The sequence below is a fragment of the Cronobacter sakazakii genome, from assembly GCF_000982825.1.
Lineage (GTDB): Bacteria > Pseudomonadota > Gammaproteobacteria > Enterobacterales > Enterobacteriaceae > Cronobacter > Cronobacter sakazakii.
Genome location: NZ_CP011047.1, coordinates 1178887 through 1196221 on the forward strand (window position 1 = coordinate 1178887; position 17335 = coordinate 1196221).

Consider the following 17335-nt stretch of genomic DNA (forward strand, 5'->3'; position numbering starts at 1 on the left):
AGTGGCTTGACGTGGCAAATAAAGAGACAATAGTTAATTCAGGGTTACTCGCACATCCGCTAATAACGCCAATAAAAACTGCCGGAACCGGCTCTCTTCTGGAGTCGCTTTGATGATGATAACTATCTCTGAACGCCATGCGTTACGACGCGCGGCGGTGCTGTTGTGGTCTCTGGTTTTTAGCCAGGCGGCACACGCCTGGCAACAGGAATATATCGCTGTTGACCCCCAAAGTAACACTTCTGAACGTTATACGTGGGACAGCGATCGCACACCGAGTTATGACGAGATCCTGGCCGAGCGCGTGGCGCAGACGCAGCGCGACGAGGCGGCGATGCCGGCAGGCCTGAACCTGTCATGGCCGCTGCCGGTCGTCGCTCGTCCGGTGGCGGGCTGGCGGCGCGAAGCCGACGGCCTGCCTTTACAGGATAACGGTGCCAGCGCGGATAACGCCTACTGGCATGCGAGCGTTGGCTCACTCGGCTGGCGGCTCGATTCGCGTCTTGGCGTGGTGCGCCCGTGGGCGCAGGTGAGCTATAACCAGCAGCATGGCGATCCGCTGTGGAGTATGCAGCCGCTGCTGCCTGGCAGCCAGTATGGCTCGTGGATGGATGTTTCCGTCGGCGCGGATATGCCGATTAACAAGCATCTCGCGGCATGGGCGTCGTTCTCTCAGGCGGAAGGGCGGCTTAGCGACAACGACGCGCAAATGTACAATCTCGGGCTCAGCGCCACCTTTTAGAACGCGCTATTCGCGCCCGTTCAAGGCCATCCATGCCTTCGCCGCGGCAGTTCATTCCGCGCCTGCGGCATCTCATGCCGTTTTCCCCCGAAAAAGTAGGGGGTTCGCTATCGTTGCAGGTAGTGAAGCTTTCTTCTTATCAGTGGGACAACAACCATGAGTATTTCCATCCATTCGCGTACCCGGTGGCTCACCCTGGTGGGCACGATAATTACCCAGTTCGCGCTGGGTTCGGTCTATACCTGGAGCCTGTTTAACAGCGCTCTGTCGCAAAAGCTTGATGAGCCGGTAAGCCAGGTGGCGTTCTCCTTCGGGCTGCTGAGCCTGGGGCTGGCGCTGTCGTCGTCGGTCGCCGGTAAACTGCAGGAGCGTTTCGGCGTGAAACGCGTGACGATCGCCTCTGGCGTGCTGCTGGGGTTAGGGCTGGTGCTCACCTCTCACGCCAGCAACCTGATGATGCTCTGGCTGAGCGCGGGCGTGCTGGTGGGGCTCGCGGACGGCGCCGGTTATCTGCTGACGCTCTCTAACTGCGTAAAGTGGTTCCCGGAGCGCAAAGGGCTTATCTCCGCGTTTTCTATCGGCGCGTATGGTCTCGGGAGCCTCGGTTTTAAATTTATCGACAGCCATCTGCTGGCGTCCGTCGGGCTTGAGCGCACGTTTGTTATCTGGGGCGGCATGGTGATGGTGATGATTATCGGCGGCGCGCTGCTGATGAAAGACGCGCCGAATCAGCCTGCGCGCACCGGCAACAACGCGGGCGAAGGCGATTACAGTCTGGCCGAATCGATGCGTAAACCGCAGTACTGGATGCTGGCGCTGATGTTCCTGACCGCCTGCATGAGCGGCCTGTATGTGATTGGCGTGGCGAAAGATATCGCGCAGGGCATGGTGCGCCTCGACGCTGCCACCGCCGCGAACGCGGTTACGGTGATTTCCATCGCGAACCTGACGGGCCGCCTGGTGCTCGGCATTCTCTCCGACAAAATGCCGCGCATTCGCGTCATTACGCTCGGCCAGGTGGTCTCGCTGGTGGGGATGGCCGCGCTGCTCTTCGCGCCGCTCAATGAAATGACTTTCTTCGCGGCTATCGCCTGCGTGGCGTTTAATTTCGGCGGCACCATCACGGTCTATCCGTCGCTGGTCAGCGATTTCTTCGGCCTGAACAATCTTGCGAAAAACTACGGCGTGATTTATCTCGGCTTTGGGATCGGCAGCATCTGCGGATCGATTATCGCCTCGCTGTTCGGCGGCTTTTACGTCACCTTCTGCGTTATCTTCGCGCTGCTGATTGTCTCGCTGGCTATCTCCACCACCATTCGCCAGCCGCGCCGCGAGGCCTGGGAACACGCCCGCGCCTGATGTCCTTTTGCCGCCGCGCTCTGCGGCGGCACTTTCCCCGAATGTTCTCACTTTCTCCCCAGTTCGCTCAGACGTTCTATGCTTACTAGCTGTGATTGCCAACACAAAGGAGAACAAGATGTCCTTAGAAAAAGTGGTTTATCGCGCAAAAGCGAAAGCGACTGGCGGCCGTGATGGCCGTGCGACGTCCGATGACGGCGTGCTGGACGTGAAACTCGGCGTGCCGAAAGAGATGGGCGGTCAGGGTGGTCAGGTGACTAACCCTGAACAGCTTTTCGCCGCGGGCTATTCGGCCTGCTTCCTGGGCGCGCTGAAACATGTCGCCTCCCAGGAGAAAAAGAAAGTCCCGCAGGACGCCTTTATTGAAGGTCAGGTAGGGATTGGGCCGCTGCCGACCGGTTTTGGGATCGAAGCTCAGCTGGATATTCATCTGCCGGGCATGGACCGTGCAGAAGCCGAATCGCTGGTGCAGAAAGCCCACATCGTGTGCCCGTACTCCAACGCGACCCGTGGCAACATTGACGTTAAACTGAACGTCATCACCGACTAACCGGTTGTCCCGTTCCGTAAAATGCGGTTCCGGCCTCATATTTTTGTAAATAGGAGCCGGGCCGCTCTAAATGCCCGCACTTTTTCCCGTCGCTGTGGTCTACTACCCCGCGTCTGAGATAAGAATCGCCTGATTCCCTCAGCGTTGTCACGTATACATTATTTTTTCATTTTTTGGGGAACGGGTTTCACACCTGTTTGCCGGGCGGCTTGCATGAAATACATCCTCTCGATGACCCAACAGAAACTGAGCGTTCTGCTGGCGGTTTACATCGGTCTGTTTTTTAACTGTGCGGTTTTATATCGTCGTTTCGACGGGTATGCGCAGAATCTTTCCTGGGTTAATGGCGTGTCGATGGTCGTTGAACTGGTGGCCACGGTGCTCGTCACCTTCTTCCTGCTGCGTGTGTTGTCGCTACTGGGGCGGCGCGTCTGGCGCGTGCTGGCGTCGCTGGTGGTGCTGTTCTCTGCCGCGGCCAGTTATTACATGACGTTTATGAACGTGGTGATTGGCTACGGGATTATCGCGTCGGTAATGACGACCGATATCGATCTCTCGAAAGAAGTGGTCGGCTGGCAGTTCATCGCGTGGATGATTCTTGTGTGCATCGTGCCGCTGACGCTTATCTGGGGCAACCGCTGCCGCGATACGCTGCTGCGTCAGCTGCGCACCCGCGATCAGCGCCTGAAAAGCGCGGCGGTGGTGATTGTGGCGGGCCTGCTGGTCTGGGCACCGATTCGCCTGCTGGATTTGCAGCAGAAAAATGAAGAGCGCACCTCTGGGGTTGATATGCCAAGCTACGGCGGCGTGGTAGCAAACTCCTATCTGCCGTCGAACTGGCTTTCCGCGCTGGGGCTGTATGCATGGGCGCAGGTCGATGAATCCAGCGATAACAAATCGCTGCTGAACCCGGCCAAAAAGTTTACCTGGCAGGCCCCGCAGGGCATCGATGACACTTACGTTGTGTTTATCATCGGCGAAACCACGCGCTGGGATCATATGGGCCTGCTTGGCTACGACCGTAACACCACGCCGAAACTCGCCCAGGAGAAAAACCTGGCGGCGTTCCGCGGTGAATCGTGCGATACGGCGACCAAACTCTCGCTGCGCTGCATGTTTGTTCGTGAAGGCGGCGCGGATGACAACCCGCAGCGCACGCTGAAAGAACAGAACGTATTCGCGGTGCTTAAACAGCTGGGCTTTAGCTCAGATCTGTACGCGATGCAGAGCGAAATGTGGTTCTACAGCAACACGATGGCGGACAACATCGCCTACCGCGAGCAGATCGGTGCTGAGCCGCGCAACCGCGGTAAGCAGGTGGATGACATGCTGCTGGTGGATGAGATGAAAAACTCGCTGGCGGGGCACGATAAGGGCAAACACCTTATCATTCTGCATACCAAAGGCTCTCACTATAACTATGTGCAGCGTTATCCAAGAAGCTATGCGCGCTGGCAGCCGGAGTGCATGGGCGTCGATTCAGACTGTAGCCGTCAGGAGTTGATTAACGCCTATGATAACTCGGTGCTGTACGTCGACAGCTTTATCTCCGATGTGATCGACCAGGTTCGCAATAAGAAAGCGATTGTGTTCTACGCCGCGGATCATGGCGAATCGATCAATGAGAAAGAGCACCTGCACGGCACGCCGCGCAATGTCGCGCCGCCGGAACAGTTCCGCGTGCCGATGATGGTCTGGATGTCCGACAGCTATCTGGCCGATCCGCAGCACGCACAGGCGTTCGCGCAGCTTAAACTGCAGGCAGAGCAGAAGCGCCCGCATCGCCATGTTGAGCTGTTCGATACCATTATGGGCTGCCTCGGCTATCAGTCGCCGGATGGCGGCATCAACCAGAATAACAACTGGTGTCATGTTCCTTCCGCCGCACAATAGCCATATCGCTGGCTTTTCAGCCGATCGACAGGCTTTTTTAAAGTAAGGGATTGACGGGAATTAGGGTGCGCAGTAATATGCGCCCCGCATTCGGTGATTGGCGCAGCCTGGTAGCGCACTTCGTTCGGGACGAAGGGGTCGGAGGTTCGAATCCTCTATCACCGACCAAATTCAGAAAAGCCCTGCTCAACGAGCAGGGCTTTTTGCTTTCCGGCGTCTGAGAGGATGAGAACCTCCGGGGGCAGGGAGGTTCGACCCGAGCGCAGCGAGAGAACGTTGCGCAAGCAACGACCCGCAGGGCGAAGCCGCAAAGCGGCGAGTTATCCTCTGGCACCGACCAAATTCAGAAAAGCCCTGCTCAACGAGCAGGGCTTTTTGCTTTCCGGCGTTCGCGCTTTAAGGTTGCACCTGCGCCATTAATGCTTTCAGCTCGACGATACGTGCCTTATTCATATTGATTTCGCACTGGGTTGATAGAACCCAATAGTTAGGGGTTTTAGCACTGATCTGGGAACTGGCCACCTGACAAAACAGGGCCTTATGTTTTTCCCATGCCGCCTGATCGTTTTTCAGCGCATTGGCTGTATCTACAACAATTTGTGAATCTTCATCCTCGTAATCCGCATTAGCCTCCAGCCAGTCTTCCGACTGTACCTGCTTCAGCGCCGCCGCCAGCGTCTGTTGTAGCGCCTGCTCCGTTTGCTTGCGCTGCCTCTCAAGACATCGCGTTCCGGCGGCATAATCCGCACTCTTCGCACATATCTTTGCTGCCTCTCCATAAATGATGGACGAGGCAGCAACGCAGGTGGTCGGTAGCAACAGAAAGGGCAGAAAAAAAATTAACTTATAACCCATTGATATATTGCAACCTTTTTAAGTTTCTTCCGTGCGAGTTCATCTGAGCGCGATCTGTTTTCAGATATAAACGCACCGATTTCAGATCGTCGAGTAAAATCAACCGGGCAAATTCACCTGCTGACTCACATCCCTGATACAAACTATCGATGTATATATCTTTTAATCTGACACGCATCTTTTCCCAGCTTATGGCAGACATCATTCTCGCTTTGCGTCCATTAAAGATCCTTTTCGCCTCGAAATATAAAATTGTATAGCAATTTCAAACAGTCTTATCTGTTGTTGGTGCGTAATCTCGCCGAAAATCGGCCCATAAAATTTCACGAAACTGGCAGCCTCTCGTCCTTTCAGAAAAGCGGCTTTAGATGCCAGAATGGCCTTGTATTCTTCTATCCCCGCTTGTCTTAGTGTCGCAAAAATCTCACCAGCGCTTCGATTTCCCATATCGTAGCCACGTCCAAGCGTAACGCCAGAAGCAGCAGAATGAGGCCAGTGTAAGATGCGTGAGAACCAGGGATAAGGGTGCGGACGGAAAGGATCGGTGGCTGTAATATAATCCGTCCCTTCATTGTCAAAAGTAAATTGCGCTTCCCGTACATGTAGCGGCCCGGAAGTAATCCGTGGGCGCCACTCGGGTTGACTGGCATTTTTTAATGCTTCAATGAACCATTGATCAAATGGCTGTACCAGGCCTGATCGGGACAGTGTTAACAGACGTTGATACCAGATAATGGCTTCTTTGGTTTCGTTGTTGCATATGCCGTCCACTTTTAAGGAACGCCCTGTCGCTGTCTGATAGCCGGCTTTCATCATCAATTCTTGTAGCGCTTTTACGTCATCAGCATAATTTACGCCGCAAACGCCTACCGATGATTGCAAGCGCAGCACGCGTGGCTCATGAAAATTCCTTTTCATATACCTCAATACCTTTTGTCAGTTCGTAAGGGTTTCCATTTTTTGTCGACACGGCAGAGAAGTGGCGAATGCCTCAGGCGTGACGCGTCAAAGAAACCAGAGCTGAAATCGTATTAAAGAGGCCCTCCATAAAACCGTAAGCGGCCAAAGGTTATTGCTTTTCACTCCCACATTCAGACTCTGTTCCAGGGAATACCTGAATAAAGTCTTCACCCGCTTAATTCGTTAATCTTATTTAGCTTCGATTTTCCCGCGCGAACGCGATTCTGTGACATATTTCATTGAAAATAGTTATGAAACATCCCACATACTTTCCGCTCTGCTTATATATTGCCTCAGCATTTTTTGCTGCATGGCTAACAAATCGCGCCATAAACCGTTCATAAGTTCGCCACAGGGCCAGAAATTTTGCATTAAGCGGATAAAACATAAGCGCTGGATGTTACAAAATATCAAGACGATTATTCTGCGAGTGGCGGCGTAGCATAAATTTCCGTGCTGAAAACATGCCCATGAGGTTTTTTTAATCTTTGTTTGCCGTTTCTCAACCCGGTTGTAAATCCCGGATAGCTGTATTGACGTTTGCGTGTTCTGTTGACAGATTGTAGGGCGTGAGGGTCATTTTACGGACAATCTGTACTGCAACTCAGTCTCCCTTGCGAAAGGAATCCCCAGCCTCACACTTAACGATCGGACCGGGCAAAAAATAAAAAAGGTCTGACGGAAAACACAACACCTATCACATTGGAGCAGAAGAATGAGTATTTCCTTGAAGAAGTCAGGGATGCTGAAGTTTGGTCTGAGCCTGGTGGCTATGACCGTCGCCGCAAGCGTACAAGCCAAAACCCTGGTTTACTGTTCAGAAGGCTCGCCGGAAGGCTTTAACCCACAGCTCTTCACCTCTGGTACTACCTACGACGCAAGCTCTGTGCCTATTTACAACCGTCTGGTTGAATTTAAAACCGGCACTACGGAAATTATTCCGGGCCTCGCGGAGAAATGGGACGTCAGCGAAGATGGTAAAACCTATACTTTCCATCTGCGTAAAGGCGTGAAATGGCAGGACAATAAAGATTTCAAACCGACGCGCGAATTTAACGCCGATGACGTCGTGTTCTCGTTTGATCGTCAGAAAAACGATCAAAACCCGTACCACAAAGTCTCTGGCGGCAGCTACGAATATTTCGAAGGCATGGGCCTGCCGACGCTGATTAGCGAAGTGAAAAAAGTCGATGACAATACCGTCCAGTTCGTGCTGACGCGCCCGGAAGCGCCGTTCCTGGCCGATATGGCGATGGACTTCGCGTCGATTCTTTCCAAAGAATATGCAGACAACATGCTGAAAGCCGGTACGCCGGAGAAAGTTGACCTGAACCCGATCGGCACCGGTCCGTTCCAGCTTCAGCAATACCAGAAAGATTCCCGCATTCTGTATAAAGCGTTCCCGGGCTTCTGGGGCACCAAACCGAAGATTGACCGTCTGGTCTTCTCCATTACGCCGGATGCGTCCGTTCGTTATGCCAAACTGCAGAAAAACGAGTGCCAGGTGATGCCGTACCCGAACCCGGCGGACATCGCGCGCATGAAGCAGGACAAGAGCATCAACCTGATGGAGCAGGCGGGCCTGAACGTTGGCTATCTCTCCTTCAACACCGAGAAGAAGCCGTTTGACGACGTGAAAGTGCGTCAGGCGCTGACCTACGCGGTGAACAAAGACGCCATCATCAAAGCGGTTTACCAGGGTGCCGGTGTTGCCGCGAAAAACCTGATCCCGCCGACCATGTGGGGCTATAACGACGACGTGAAGGATTACACCTATGACGTCGAGAAAGCCAAAGCGCTGCTGAAAGAAGCGGGCCAGGATAAGGGCTTCACCGTTGAGCTGTGGGCGATGCCGGTACAGCGTCCGTATAACCCCAACGCGCGCCGTATGGCCGAGATGATCCAGGCTGACTGGGCGAAAATCGGCGTTCAGGCGAAAATCGTGACCTACGAGTGGGGCGAGTACCTGAAGCGCGCCAAAGCAGGCGAACACCAGGCGGTGATGATGGGCTGGACCGGCGACAACGGGGATCCGGATAACTTCTTCGCTACCCTGTTTAGCTGCGACGCCGCGAAAGATGGCTCCAACTATTCCCGTTGGTGCTACAAGCCGTTTGAAGATCTGATCCAACCGGCGCGCGCGACCGATGACCACAACAAACGTATCGAGCTTTACAAACAGGCTCAGGTCGTGATGCACGATCAGGCGCCGGCGCTTATCGTCGCGCACTCCACCGTGTATGAGCCGGTGCGTAAAGAAGTCAAAGGCTACGTGGTCGATCCGCTGGGCAAACACCATTTCGAAAACGTCTCCGTTGAATAATTAAAACCGTCAGGGGCGCGCGAGCGCCCCGTGTCCGGCGACGCTGCGCTTATATCGGTCTACACTTGCAGACCGGGTAAGCGCAGCACACCCGGCAGCAGTGCTTTATTCCCTCGCTGAAAGGAGAGGGAATGAGATTTGTGAGCAATACAGACCACATCCCCTGGTTGTGCGTCATTACAGAGAATCCGGGTTATGTTGCAGTTCATCCTCCGACGTCTGGGGCTTGTTATCCCGACGTTTATCGGTATTACCCTTCTCACTTTTGCCTTCGTCCATATGATCCCCGGCGACCCGGTGATGATCATGGCGGGCGAACGTGGTATTTCCCCTGAGCGTCACGCGCAGCTGCTGGCCGAGCTGGGCCTCGATAAGCCGCTCTGGGAACAGTATCTCCACTATATCTGGGGTGTGCTGCATGGTGATTTAGGCCTGTCGCTTAAAAGCCGCCTCCCGGTGTGGGACGAGTTCGTGCCGCGCTTTAAAGCGACGCTGGAGCTTGGCGTCTGCGCGATGATTTTCGCGGTTGCCGTGGGCATTCCGGTGGGCGTGCTGGCCGCCGTTAAACGTGGCTCTATCTTCGATCACACGGCGGTAGGCCTGGCGCTGACCGGCTACTCCATGCCTATTTTCTGGTGGGGCATGATGCTGATCATGCTGGTGTCGGTGCAGCTAAACCTGACGCCGGTCTCCGGGCGCGTCAGCGATATGGTGTTCCTTGACGATACCAACCCGCTGACCGGCTTTATGCTTATCGACACCGCCATCTGGGGCGAAGAGGGCAACTTTATCGACGCGCTGGCGCATATGATCCTGCCCGCCGTAGTGCTCGGCACCATTCCGCTGGCGGTGATCGTGCGTATGACCCGCTCGGCGATGCTGGAAGTGCTCGGCGAGGATTACATCCGCACCGCGCGCGCCAAGGGCCTGACCCGTATGCGCGTCATCATCATTCACGCGCTGCGTAACGCCATGCTGCCGGTCGTGACGGTGATTGGACTTCAGGTAGGCACGCTGCTCGCGGGCGCTATCCTGACCGAAACCATCTTCTCCTGGCCGGGCCTCGGCCGCTGGCTCATCGACGCGCTCCAGCGCCGCGATTATCCGGTGGTGCAGGGCGGCGTGCTGCTGGTGGCGACGATGATTATTCTCGTCAACCTGCTGGTCGATCTGCTCTATGGCGTGGTGAACCCGCGTATTCGTCATAAGAAATAAGGGGCCATCATGACGCAAATGACTGAAAACAAAGTGGTGGCCGCACCGGTGCCGATGACGCCGATGCAGGAATTCTGGCACTACTTCAAACGGAACAAGGGCGCGGTCGTCGGGCTGGTGTATGTCGTCATCATGATCCTGATAGCCGTCTTCGCCAACTTTATCGCGCCGCACAACCCGGCAGAACAGTTCCGCGATGCGCTGCTGGCCCCGCCGGTCTGGCAGGATGGCGGCAGCTGGGCGCATATTCTCGGCACCGATGACGTAGGCCGCGATGTGATGTCGCGCCTGATGTACGGCGCGCGCCTGTCGCTGCTGGTCGGCTGTCTGGTGGTGGTGCTGTCGCTGGTGATGGGCATTGTGCTCGGCCTGGTGGCGGGCTATTTCGGCGGCATCGTCGATACCATCATCATGCGTATCGTCGATATCATGCTGGCGCTGCCGAGCCTGCTGCTGGCGCTGGTGCTGGTGGCGATTTTCGGCCCGTCTATTGTTAACGCCTCGCTGGCGCTGACCTTTGTGGCGCTGCCGCACTACGTGCGCTTAACGCGCGCGGCGGTGCTGGTGGAAGTGAGCCGCGATTACGTGACCGCCTCTCGCGTGGCGGGCGCCGGCGCGATGCGCCAGATGTTCGTGAACATCTTCCCTAACTGCCTTGCGCCGCTGATTGTCCAGGCGTCGCTCGGTTTCTCGAATGCCATTCTCGATATGGCCGCACTGGGCTTTCTCGGCATGGGTGCGCAGCCGCCGACACCGGAGTGGGGCACCATGCTCTCCGACGTGTTGCAGTTCGCGCAAAGTGCCTGGTGGGTCGTGACCTTCCCTGGTCTCGCTATCCTGCTGACGGTGCTGGCATTTAACCTGATGGGTGACGGCCTGCGTGACGCGCTCGACCCCAAACTCAAGCAGTAAAGAGGCACGAGATGGCGTTACTGAATGTAGATAAATTATCGGTGCACTTTGGCGACGAAGGCACCCCGTTCCGCGCCGTAGACCGCGTGAGCTACAGCGTGAATCAGGGCGAAGTGGTCGGCATCGTGGGTGAATCGGGTTCCGGTAAATCGGTCAGCTCGCTGGCGATTATGGGCCTTATCGATTTCCCTGGCCGCGTGATGGCGGACAAACTGGAATTTAACGGCCAGGATTTACAGCGTATTTCTGAGAAAGAGCGCCGGAACCTGGTGGGCGCCGAAGTGGCGATGATCTTCCAGGATCCGATGACCAGCCTGAACCCCTGCTACACCGTGGGTTTCCAGATTATGGAGGCTATCAAAGTGCACCAGGGCGGCAATAAAAAGACCCGCCGCCAGCGCGCGATTGATCTGCTAAACCAGGTTGGTATCCCGGACCCTGCGTCACGTCTGGATGTCTATCCGCACCAGCTTTCCGGCGGGATGAGCCAGCGCGTGATGATAGCCATGGCTATCGCCTGTCGTCCGAAGCTGCTGATAGCCGATGAACCGACCACCGCGCTGGATGTGACCATCCAGGCGCAGATCATTGAACTGCTGCTGGAGCTTCAGCAAAAAGAGAACATGGCGCTGATCCTTATCACCCATGACCTCGCGCTGGTGGCCGAAGCGGCGCACAAAATCATCGTGATGTACGCAGGCCAGGTGGTGGAAACCGGCGAGGCGCGGGATATCTTCCGCGCGCCGCGTCACCCGTATACCCAGGCGCTGCTGCGCGCCCTGCCGGAATTCGCGCAGGATAAGGCGCGTCTGGCGTCGCTGCCGGGCGTGGTGCCGGGGAAATATGACCGCCCGACGGGCTGTCTGCTCAACCCGCGCTGCCCCTACGCGACTGAACGCTGCCGCGTGGAAGAACCGGCGTTAAACCTGGTGGACAATGGCCGCCAGTCGAAATGCCACTACCCCCTCGATGATGCCGGGAGGCCAACCAATTATGAGCACGCATGAGGCCACTCTGCAGCAACCGCTGTTGCAGGCTATCGACCTGAAAAAACATTACCCGGTGAAGAAGGGGCTCTTCGCGCCGGAGCGTCTGGTGAAAGCGCTGGATGGCGTGTCGTTTACGCTTGAGCGCGGTAAAACGCTGGCGGTGGTGGGCGAGTCCGGCTGTGGGAAATCCACGCTGGGCCGTCTGCTCACCATGATTGAAACGCCGACCGGCGGCGAGCTGTACTACCAGGGGCAGGATCTGCTGAAACCGGACGAAACGGCGGAGAAACTGCGCCGCCAGAAAATCCAGATCGTGTTCCAGAACCCGTACGGCTCGCTGAACCCGCGCAAAAAAGTGGGGCAAATCCTTGAGGAGCCGCTGCTTATCAATACCCGTCTCAGTAAAGAGGCGCGCCGCGAGAAAGCGCTGGCGATGATGGCGAAAGTGGGGTTGAAAACCGAGCATTACGATCGCTACCCGCATATGTTCTCCGGCGGTCAGCGCCAGCGTATCGCCATCGCGCGCGGGCTGATGCTCGACCCGGATGTGGTGATCGCCGATGAACCGGTCTCGGCGCTGGATGTATCAGTGCGCGCGCAGGTGCTGAACCTGATGATGGATTTGCAGCAGGATCTGGGGCTGTCGTATGTGTTTATCTCCCACGATTTGTCGGTGGTGGAGCATATCGCCGATGAAGTGATGGTGATGTATCTCGGCCGCTGCGTGGAGAAGGGCACCAAAGACCAGATTTTCTCGAACCCGCGTCATCCGTATACCCAGGCGCTGCTCTCCGCGACGCCGCGCCTGAATCCGGACGACCGCCGCGAGCGAATTAAGCTCACCGGCGAACTGCCGAGCCCGCTGAACCCGCCGCCGGGGTGCGCCTTTAGCGCCCGCTGCCGTCGCCGTTTTGGCCCGTGTACGCAGATCCAGCCGCAGTTGAAGGAATATAATGGCCAGCTGGTCGCCTGTTTCGCCGTCGATCAGGATGAAACCGGCGAGCCGCGCATTCCTTAACGGTGAAGCAAAACGTAAAAAGCCGACGCAGAGCGTCGGCTTTTTTATGGGCGTTACGGTGCAAGGCCGGTGGATGCGCTGCGCTTATCCACCCTACGAAACACGGGCCCGCCTGTGTAGGGCGGGTAAGCTTGCGCACCCGCCGTAGCGGGGTGGTTGGTGGATGCGCTGCGCTTATCCACCCTGCGAATAATGCAGGCGGCCTGACACCTTATTGCGGATAAGGTACCCAGTCGCCGCCGCTTAAGCGCACCCACGGTTTGCCCTGATACTGCACCACCACGGCGTTGGCGTTCTCGGAAACCGGCGCGCTCTGCGGCAGGTTACTGGTCAGCCCCTGCCAGTCCACGTTATCGGCCACGAAGTCTTTGCCATCGAGTACTCTCACCACAAGCTCGGAAATCGCGAGGAAGCTGCTCGGCTGGTCTATCTCCAGCGCTGAACCCTGATGCGGCGCTTTCATGCCGATAAACTTAATGCCCACCGGCACATGGGTGATAGCCGGGCTCGGGATATCGCTCAGGCCAGACACCTGCATCTTATCGCCCTGCAGCGCCGCGCCGTGCTCCGGTACCACCACCACCATCACTTTGCGGTTCTCTTTCTCAAGCTGCGTCAGGAACGCATCCAGCTCATCAAACAGCTTCTGCGCGCGCGCTTTGTAATCGGCGGTTTTGCTGTTGCCCGGATAGTGGTTACCGTCATGCAGTGGCAGCAGGTTAAAGAATGTGGCGCTGCGATCGCCGCTGCCCTCGCTCTTCACGGTTTGCTGCCAGCGGTTCAGCACCGCCGTATCGTCATACACCGGCGAGCCGTCAAACGACAACAGATTCACCGGCAGGCCGGATTGATCCATCAACGGCTCCTGCATATTGCCGTTTTCGCGTACTTCCTTCAGGAAGTTACCGAACTCGCCGTTATGGTCCATCATCAGGTGGCGCTTAAAGCCCAGTTTCGCCAGGTTATCGAACAGGTAGCACTGCTCGCCTGCGGGTTGGTAGAGATTTTTATGCGACGGCTGCCCGCAGCTCGCGCGCAGCAGGCGGATAGCGGCCGGGCCGCTGTATGACGTGCCGGAGTTAAAATTCTTAAACACGATGTCGAAATGCGACCAGAGCGGATGCGACATCAAACCTGTGGCCTCCACGTCAGACCAAGCCAGCGAACAGATGTTGATAACCAGCAGATCGAACGGCTGCGCATCTGCCGGCAGGCTCGCCGGGAAGGTTGTCTGGCGTTTGGATTCGCTGGTGTAAAAGCTGTTCAGCCAGTCGTTAATGCTCTGGTTGCTCGCAGGCGCGGTTTGCAGCGGAATATCGCCCGCCACCACCGTACCCCCTGCGTTCGCGACGGTCGGTGCCGCGCCGCCACCGGTCGTGGTGACCGTCGCCGCCGTGGTATTCCCGGCAGGCCACAGCGAGACGACCGGGCCGGTTACGGTCAGCACGTTAAGCCAGACCATAATCGCCACCACAAATACCGTTACCCGCACCCACTGTGAGAGGAACATCCAGGCGACCAGCAGCACAAAGGCGGCGCCAATCATCTGCCAGTTAATAAAGCGTGCCACGAGATCCAGCACATAACTGGTGCTAAATCCCGCCACCTGCGAGCCCTGACTCATAATGCTCTGCGGGCCAGGCAGCCAGGTATCATGCCAGAACAGGCCGATACCGACAGGAATGGCTATCCAGTGGCGCAGGCGATGCAGGCGCAGGTTCGGAATAGGGAACAGCAGAAACGCCATAAACACCAGGTTGGCGAGCGGGTGGAAATTCAGATAGCCCGTCCAGAGCAGGCCGAATTTCAGCAGAAAATAGTAGTTCCAGCCGGAAAGGCCGCGCCAGTTTTGCCAGCCTGAGCGGGCAAGGGGAGCGGAGTGAACGTGATTAGTCATGTTTTAAATTTGCCTTGACGGTAGAGCGGCGGCGCAACGTACCAGCGGGTTTAACAAATCGTGGGCGAAACAGCAGCGGGCGCAGCGTTTTCATCATGCGACGCTTGCCCACACACAGCGCGTATCCCAGCGGGATAAAAATCAGCGCGCACAGCGCAATAAGCTGAAGAATATCGCTAATCGACATCATAACGCGCGCTCCTGTGCGGTGTCGTTAAGCAGCGTAACGGGCGTCGGCACACGGCGCGTGACCGTTTTGGGCGTGTCGGCAAGCAGCGCGGCCGTTTCCCTTGCCTTACGGGTCATCTCAAGCGGCGCAGTCCATTGTTCCGGGCGCATCGCGCTCATCTGCATGATCTCCGCCGCTATCTGTTTATCTTCATGCCACACCATACGGTTGGAAAACAGCTCGCTTATCGGCAGCGGGAAAATATGGCTCAGCGCAGTGTCGAGATCGGTAATGCGGCAGAACGATAGAAACAGCACCAGCCGGTTTTCGCCGAGCGTTACGATATCACCCATGCGGCCCGGACGGCAGAGCGTCAGCGCCTGCTCAACGCGAATGCCCGGCACCGGGCGCAGCGCGACCAGAATCCCTTTGTTGTCCTGCGGAATTAACACGTTGCTCATCAGCGCGCCGACGGCGTTGCAGAAGATATCCCACGGCTGATAGCCGCGCATTTTCAGCGGCTGCATCGCCTCCAGCAGCATATCCACATCTTCCGGCACAAAGCGGGTGAATTGCTGATTCTGCACGCTTTCAATCAGCGTCAGGCAGCGCGAGAGCGGGGCGTTCCACGGGATCACCATATTCGCGCCGCAGCCCAGCAGCAGCCGTTCGTCGGTGGCGCGCACGCTGGCTTTGTTTTCACGCACGAGGATTTTCAGCGCGCTGCCGCGCTGACGGCGCAGGGCGTGTACATGACGCGCCAGCCCTTCAATCTGGTTATTTTGCGTGAGGGAGAAAATCACCGTCGCGGCCTGCGCCTGACGCGCCTCGTTAAACAGCGAATCGTTGTCCTCAAAGAGCGTCCAGTTTTCCGACAGCGGCGGCGCGCCTTCGAGCACCGCGATATGGCTCAGCACGCGGCGTTCGTCGCTGCGCGCCTGGAATGAGACCTCCTGGCGTGGCACCAGCGACAGGCGGTCATTAATGAATGTCACCGGCAACTGCTGACGCGCGCTCACGCCTTTATCGTTAAACCAGAACGCCACATCATACAGCCAGGCGTCGCCCTGATAGCGCAGCGTGGCAAGCCCGGAGAGCTGCTGATATTCGGTCATCAGCATGGAAGTTTGCTGGTCGGCCTGCGCGCCGGAATTAATAATCAGCAATGTGCAGTGATGTTCCTGCGCCCAGCTTTGGCTTTTTCTTATCCAGGCTTTAATATGAGCGGGCGCTACGCCTTGCCAGGCGTTTTCCGCGCACAGCAGCACAATGAAATAGTTTTCAGGTTCGAAACTGCAAAGCAGATCGTGATGCAGGCGATGAAGCGCATTTTGATTTTTCGGCATGGTAAACAGGCGTACTTCATCCGGGCCTTGCGGTGCAGCCGGCAGCGGCGTAATCACGGCTTCCGGCGCGGCGTCCATCGTAATTACAGCCACTTTGGTTTCGGGGGGTTGCGCAAGCAGCGTCTGGTTGACGAATGTAATGGCATCGCTGTGGCGGTCGCAATTTATCCAGGCTGTTCCGCCTGCGGAAATATGGCGCAGTTCATCCCAGAGCGGGTGATGCTGCCAACTTACTGATTTAGTGTATGATGGTGTTTTTGAGGTGCTCCAGTGGCTTCTGTTTCTATCAGCTGTCCCTCCTGTTCAGCTACTGACGGGGTGGTGCGTAACGGCAAAAGCACCGCCGGACATCAGCGCTATCTCTGCTCTCACTGCCGTAAAACATGGCAACTGCAGTTCACTTACACCGCTTCTCAACCCGGTACGCACCAGAAAATCATTGATATGGCCATGAATGGCGTTGGATGCCGGGCAACCGCCCGCATTATGGGCGTTGGCCTCAACACGATTTTCCGCCATTTAAAAAACTCAGGCCGCAGTCGGTAACCTCGCGCATACAGCCGGGCAGTGACGTCATCGTCTGCGCGGAAATGGACGAACAGTGGGGATACGTCGGGGCTAAATCGCGCCAGCGCTGGCTGTTTTACGCGTATGACAGGCTCCGGAAGACGGTTGTTGCGCACGTATTCGGTGAACGCACTATGGCGACGCTGGGGCGTCTTATGAGCCTGCTGTCACCCTTTGACGTGGTGATATGGATGACGGATGGCTGGCCGCTGTATGAATCCCGCCTGAAGGGAAAGCTGCACGTAATCAGCAAGCGATATACGCAGCGAATTGAGCGGCATAACCTGAATCTGAGGCAGCACCTGGCACGGCTGGGACGGAAGTCGCTGTCGTTCTCAAAATCGGTGGAGCTGCATGACAAAGTCATCGGGCATTATCTGAACATAAAACACTATCAATAAGTTGGAGTCATTACCCCCAGAGCGAATCAATGCCAATTGAAAAAACAAGAGCCATGGCGCCCTCAATATATAAAGAGTATGAGTGTCAGTTTACTAGCGAAAGCCAGGAAATAAACCTAACATTGAAATTAAAGAACAT

General features: G+C 56.6%; 13 protein-coding genes, 1 tRNA gene, 1 other RNA gene and 2 pseudogenes. 12 read left to right on the plus strand and 5 right to left on the minus strand.

Annotated features, from left to right (window positions below):
• Positions 1-112: 112 nt before the first annotated feature.
• From CSK29544_RS05505 to CSK29544_RS22480, 6 genes are all read left to right on the plus strand, one after another.
• Positions 113-742, plus strand: coding sequence for a lipase (locus CSK29544_RS05505; RefSeq protein ID WP_007895600.1), 630 nt, complete (start codon positions 113-115; stop codon positions 740-742).
• A gap of 156 nt (positions 743-898) precedes the next feature.
• Positions 899-2101 (plus strand): L-lactate MFS transporter, encoded by a 1203-nt coding sequence (locus CSK29544_RS05510; RefSeq protein WP_029039192.1) that lies wholly within the window; start codon positions 899-901, stop codon positions 2099-2101.
• 118 nt (positions 2102-2219) lie between these two features.
• Positions 2220-2651 (plus strand): organic hydroperoxide resistance protein, encoded by a 432-nt coding sequence (locus CSK29544_RS05515; RefSeq protein WP_007895602.1) that lies wholly within the window; start codon positions 2220-2222, stop codon positions 2649-2651.
• A gap of 213 nt (positions 2652-2864) precedes the next feature.
• A complete protein-coding gene (eptB, locus tag CSK29544_RS05520) occupies positions 2865-4544 on the plus strand; it encodes a kdo(2)-lipid A phosphoethanolamine 7''-transferase (protein WP_007895604.1) in 1680 nt (559 codons plus the stop codon).
• A 91-nt stretch (positions 4545-4635) separates the two neighbouring features.
• Positions 4636-4712, plus strand: a tRNA-Pro gene (locus tag CSK29544_RS05525).
• Positions 4713-4748: 36 nt separating this feature from the next.
• A non-coding RNA gene (locus CSK29544_RS22480) (RtT sRNA) lies at positions 4749-4884 on the plus strand.
• 56 nt (positions 4885-4940) lie between these two features.
• Here the strand turns inward: CSK29544_RS22480 and CSK29544_RS05530 are convergent.
• The gene (locus tag CSK29544_RS05530; protein WP_007895607.1) at positions 4941-5399 is read right to left on the minus strand and encodes a lysozyme inhibitor LprI family protein; all 459 of its coding nucleotides are present in this window, start codon (positions 5397-5399) and stop codon (positions 4941-4943) included.
• Positions 5389-6317: pseudogene (locus CSK29544_RS05535) on the minus strand (DUF8812 domain-containing protein). The gene CSK29544_RS05530 and the pseudogene CSK29544_RS05535 overlap by 11 nt, the downstream one beginning before the upstream one ends.
• A 757-nt stretch (positions 6318-7074) precedes the next feature.
• Here CSK29544_RS05535 and dppA point away from each other — a divergent pair.
• The 5 genes from dppA (at position 7075) to dppF (ending at position 12816) form a co-directional block, all read left to right on the plus strand.
• Positions 7075-8682 carry a dipeptide ABC transporter periplasmic-binding protein DppA gene (dppA, locus tag CSK29544_RS05540; protein ID WP_012126310.1) on the plus strand — a complete coding sequence of 536 codons (1608 nt, stop codon included), beginning with the start codon at positions 7075-7077 and terminating at the stop codon, positions 8680-8682.
• Positions 8683-8877: 195 nt separating this feature from the next.
• Positions 8878-9897, plus strand: coding sequence for a dipeptide ABC transporter permease DppB (dppB, locus tag CSK29544_RS05545; protein WP_007895616.1), 1020 nt, complete (start codon positions 8878-8880; stop codon positions 9895-9897).
• Positions 9898-9906: 9 nt separating this feature from the next.
• Complete coding sequence (gene dppC, locus CSK29544_RS05550; RefSeq protein ID WP_007895619.1) at positions 9907-10809, plus strand: dipeptide ABC transporter permease DppC; 903 nt, start codon at positions 9907-9909, stop codon at positions 10807-10809.
• A gap of 11 nt (positions 10810-10820) precedes the next feature.
• Positions 10821-11816, plus strand: a complete 996-nt coding sequence (gene dppD, locus CSK29544_RS05555) for a dipeptide ABC transporter ATP-binding protein (RefSeq protein WP_004387621.1) — start codon at positions 10821-10823, stop codon at positions 11814-11816.
• On the plus strand, positions 11803-12816 hold the full coding sequence (dppF, locus tag CSK29544_RS05560; protein ID WP_007797331.1) for a dipeptide ABC transporter ATP-binding subunit DppF: 1014 nt from the start codon (positions 11803-11805) through the stop codon (positions 12814-12816). Before dppD ends, dppF begins: the two co-directional genes overlap by 14 nt.
• Positions 12817-13027: 211 nt before the next feature.
• On the opposite strand, the gene bcsG is transcribed toward dppF, so the two are convergent.
• The 3 genes and pseudogenes from bcsG to bcsE all read right to left on the minus strand — a co-directional run.
• Entirely contained in the window at positions 13028-14713 is a 1686-nt protein-coding gene (gene bcsG / locus CSK29544_RS05565; RefSeq protein ID WP_007895623.1) for a cellulose biosynthesis protein BcsG, read from the minus strand.
• On the minus strand, positions 14706-14903 hold the full coding sequence (bcsF, locus tag CSK29544_RS05570) for a cellulose biosynthesis protein BcsF (protein ID WP_004387623.1): 198 nt from the start codon (positions 14901-14903) through the stop codon (positions 14706-14708). Before bcsF ends, bcsG begins: the two co-directional genes overlap by 8 nt.
• A pseudogene (gene bcsE / locus CSK29544_RS05575) lies at positions 14900-16441 on the minus strand (cellulose biosynthesis protein BcsE); the annotation flags it as partial. The gene bcsF and the pseudogene bcsE, both read right to left, overlap by 4 nt.
• Positions 16442-16498: 57 nt before the next feature.
• On the opposite strand from bcsE, the gene CSK29544_RS05580 reads away from it, so the two are divergent.
• Positions 16499-17196, plus strand: a protein-coding gene (locus tag CSK29544_RS05580; protein ID WP_095033700.1) for an IS1-like element IS1B family transposase whose coding sequence is annotated in 2 segments (ribosomal slippage) — positions 16499-16748 and positions 16748-17196 — 699 coding nt in all. Because the reading frame shifts where the segments join, the coding sequence is not laid out codon by codon here.
• Positions 17197-17335: the final 139 nt, after the last annotated feature.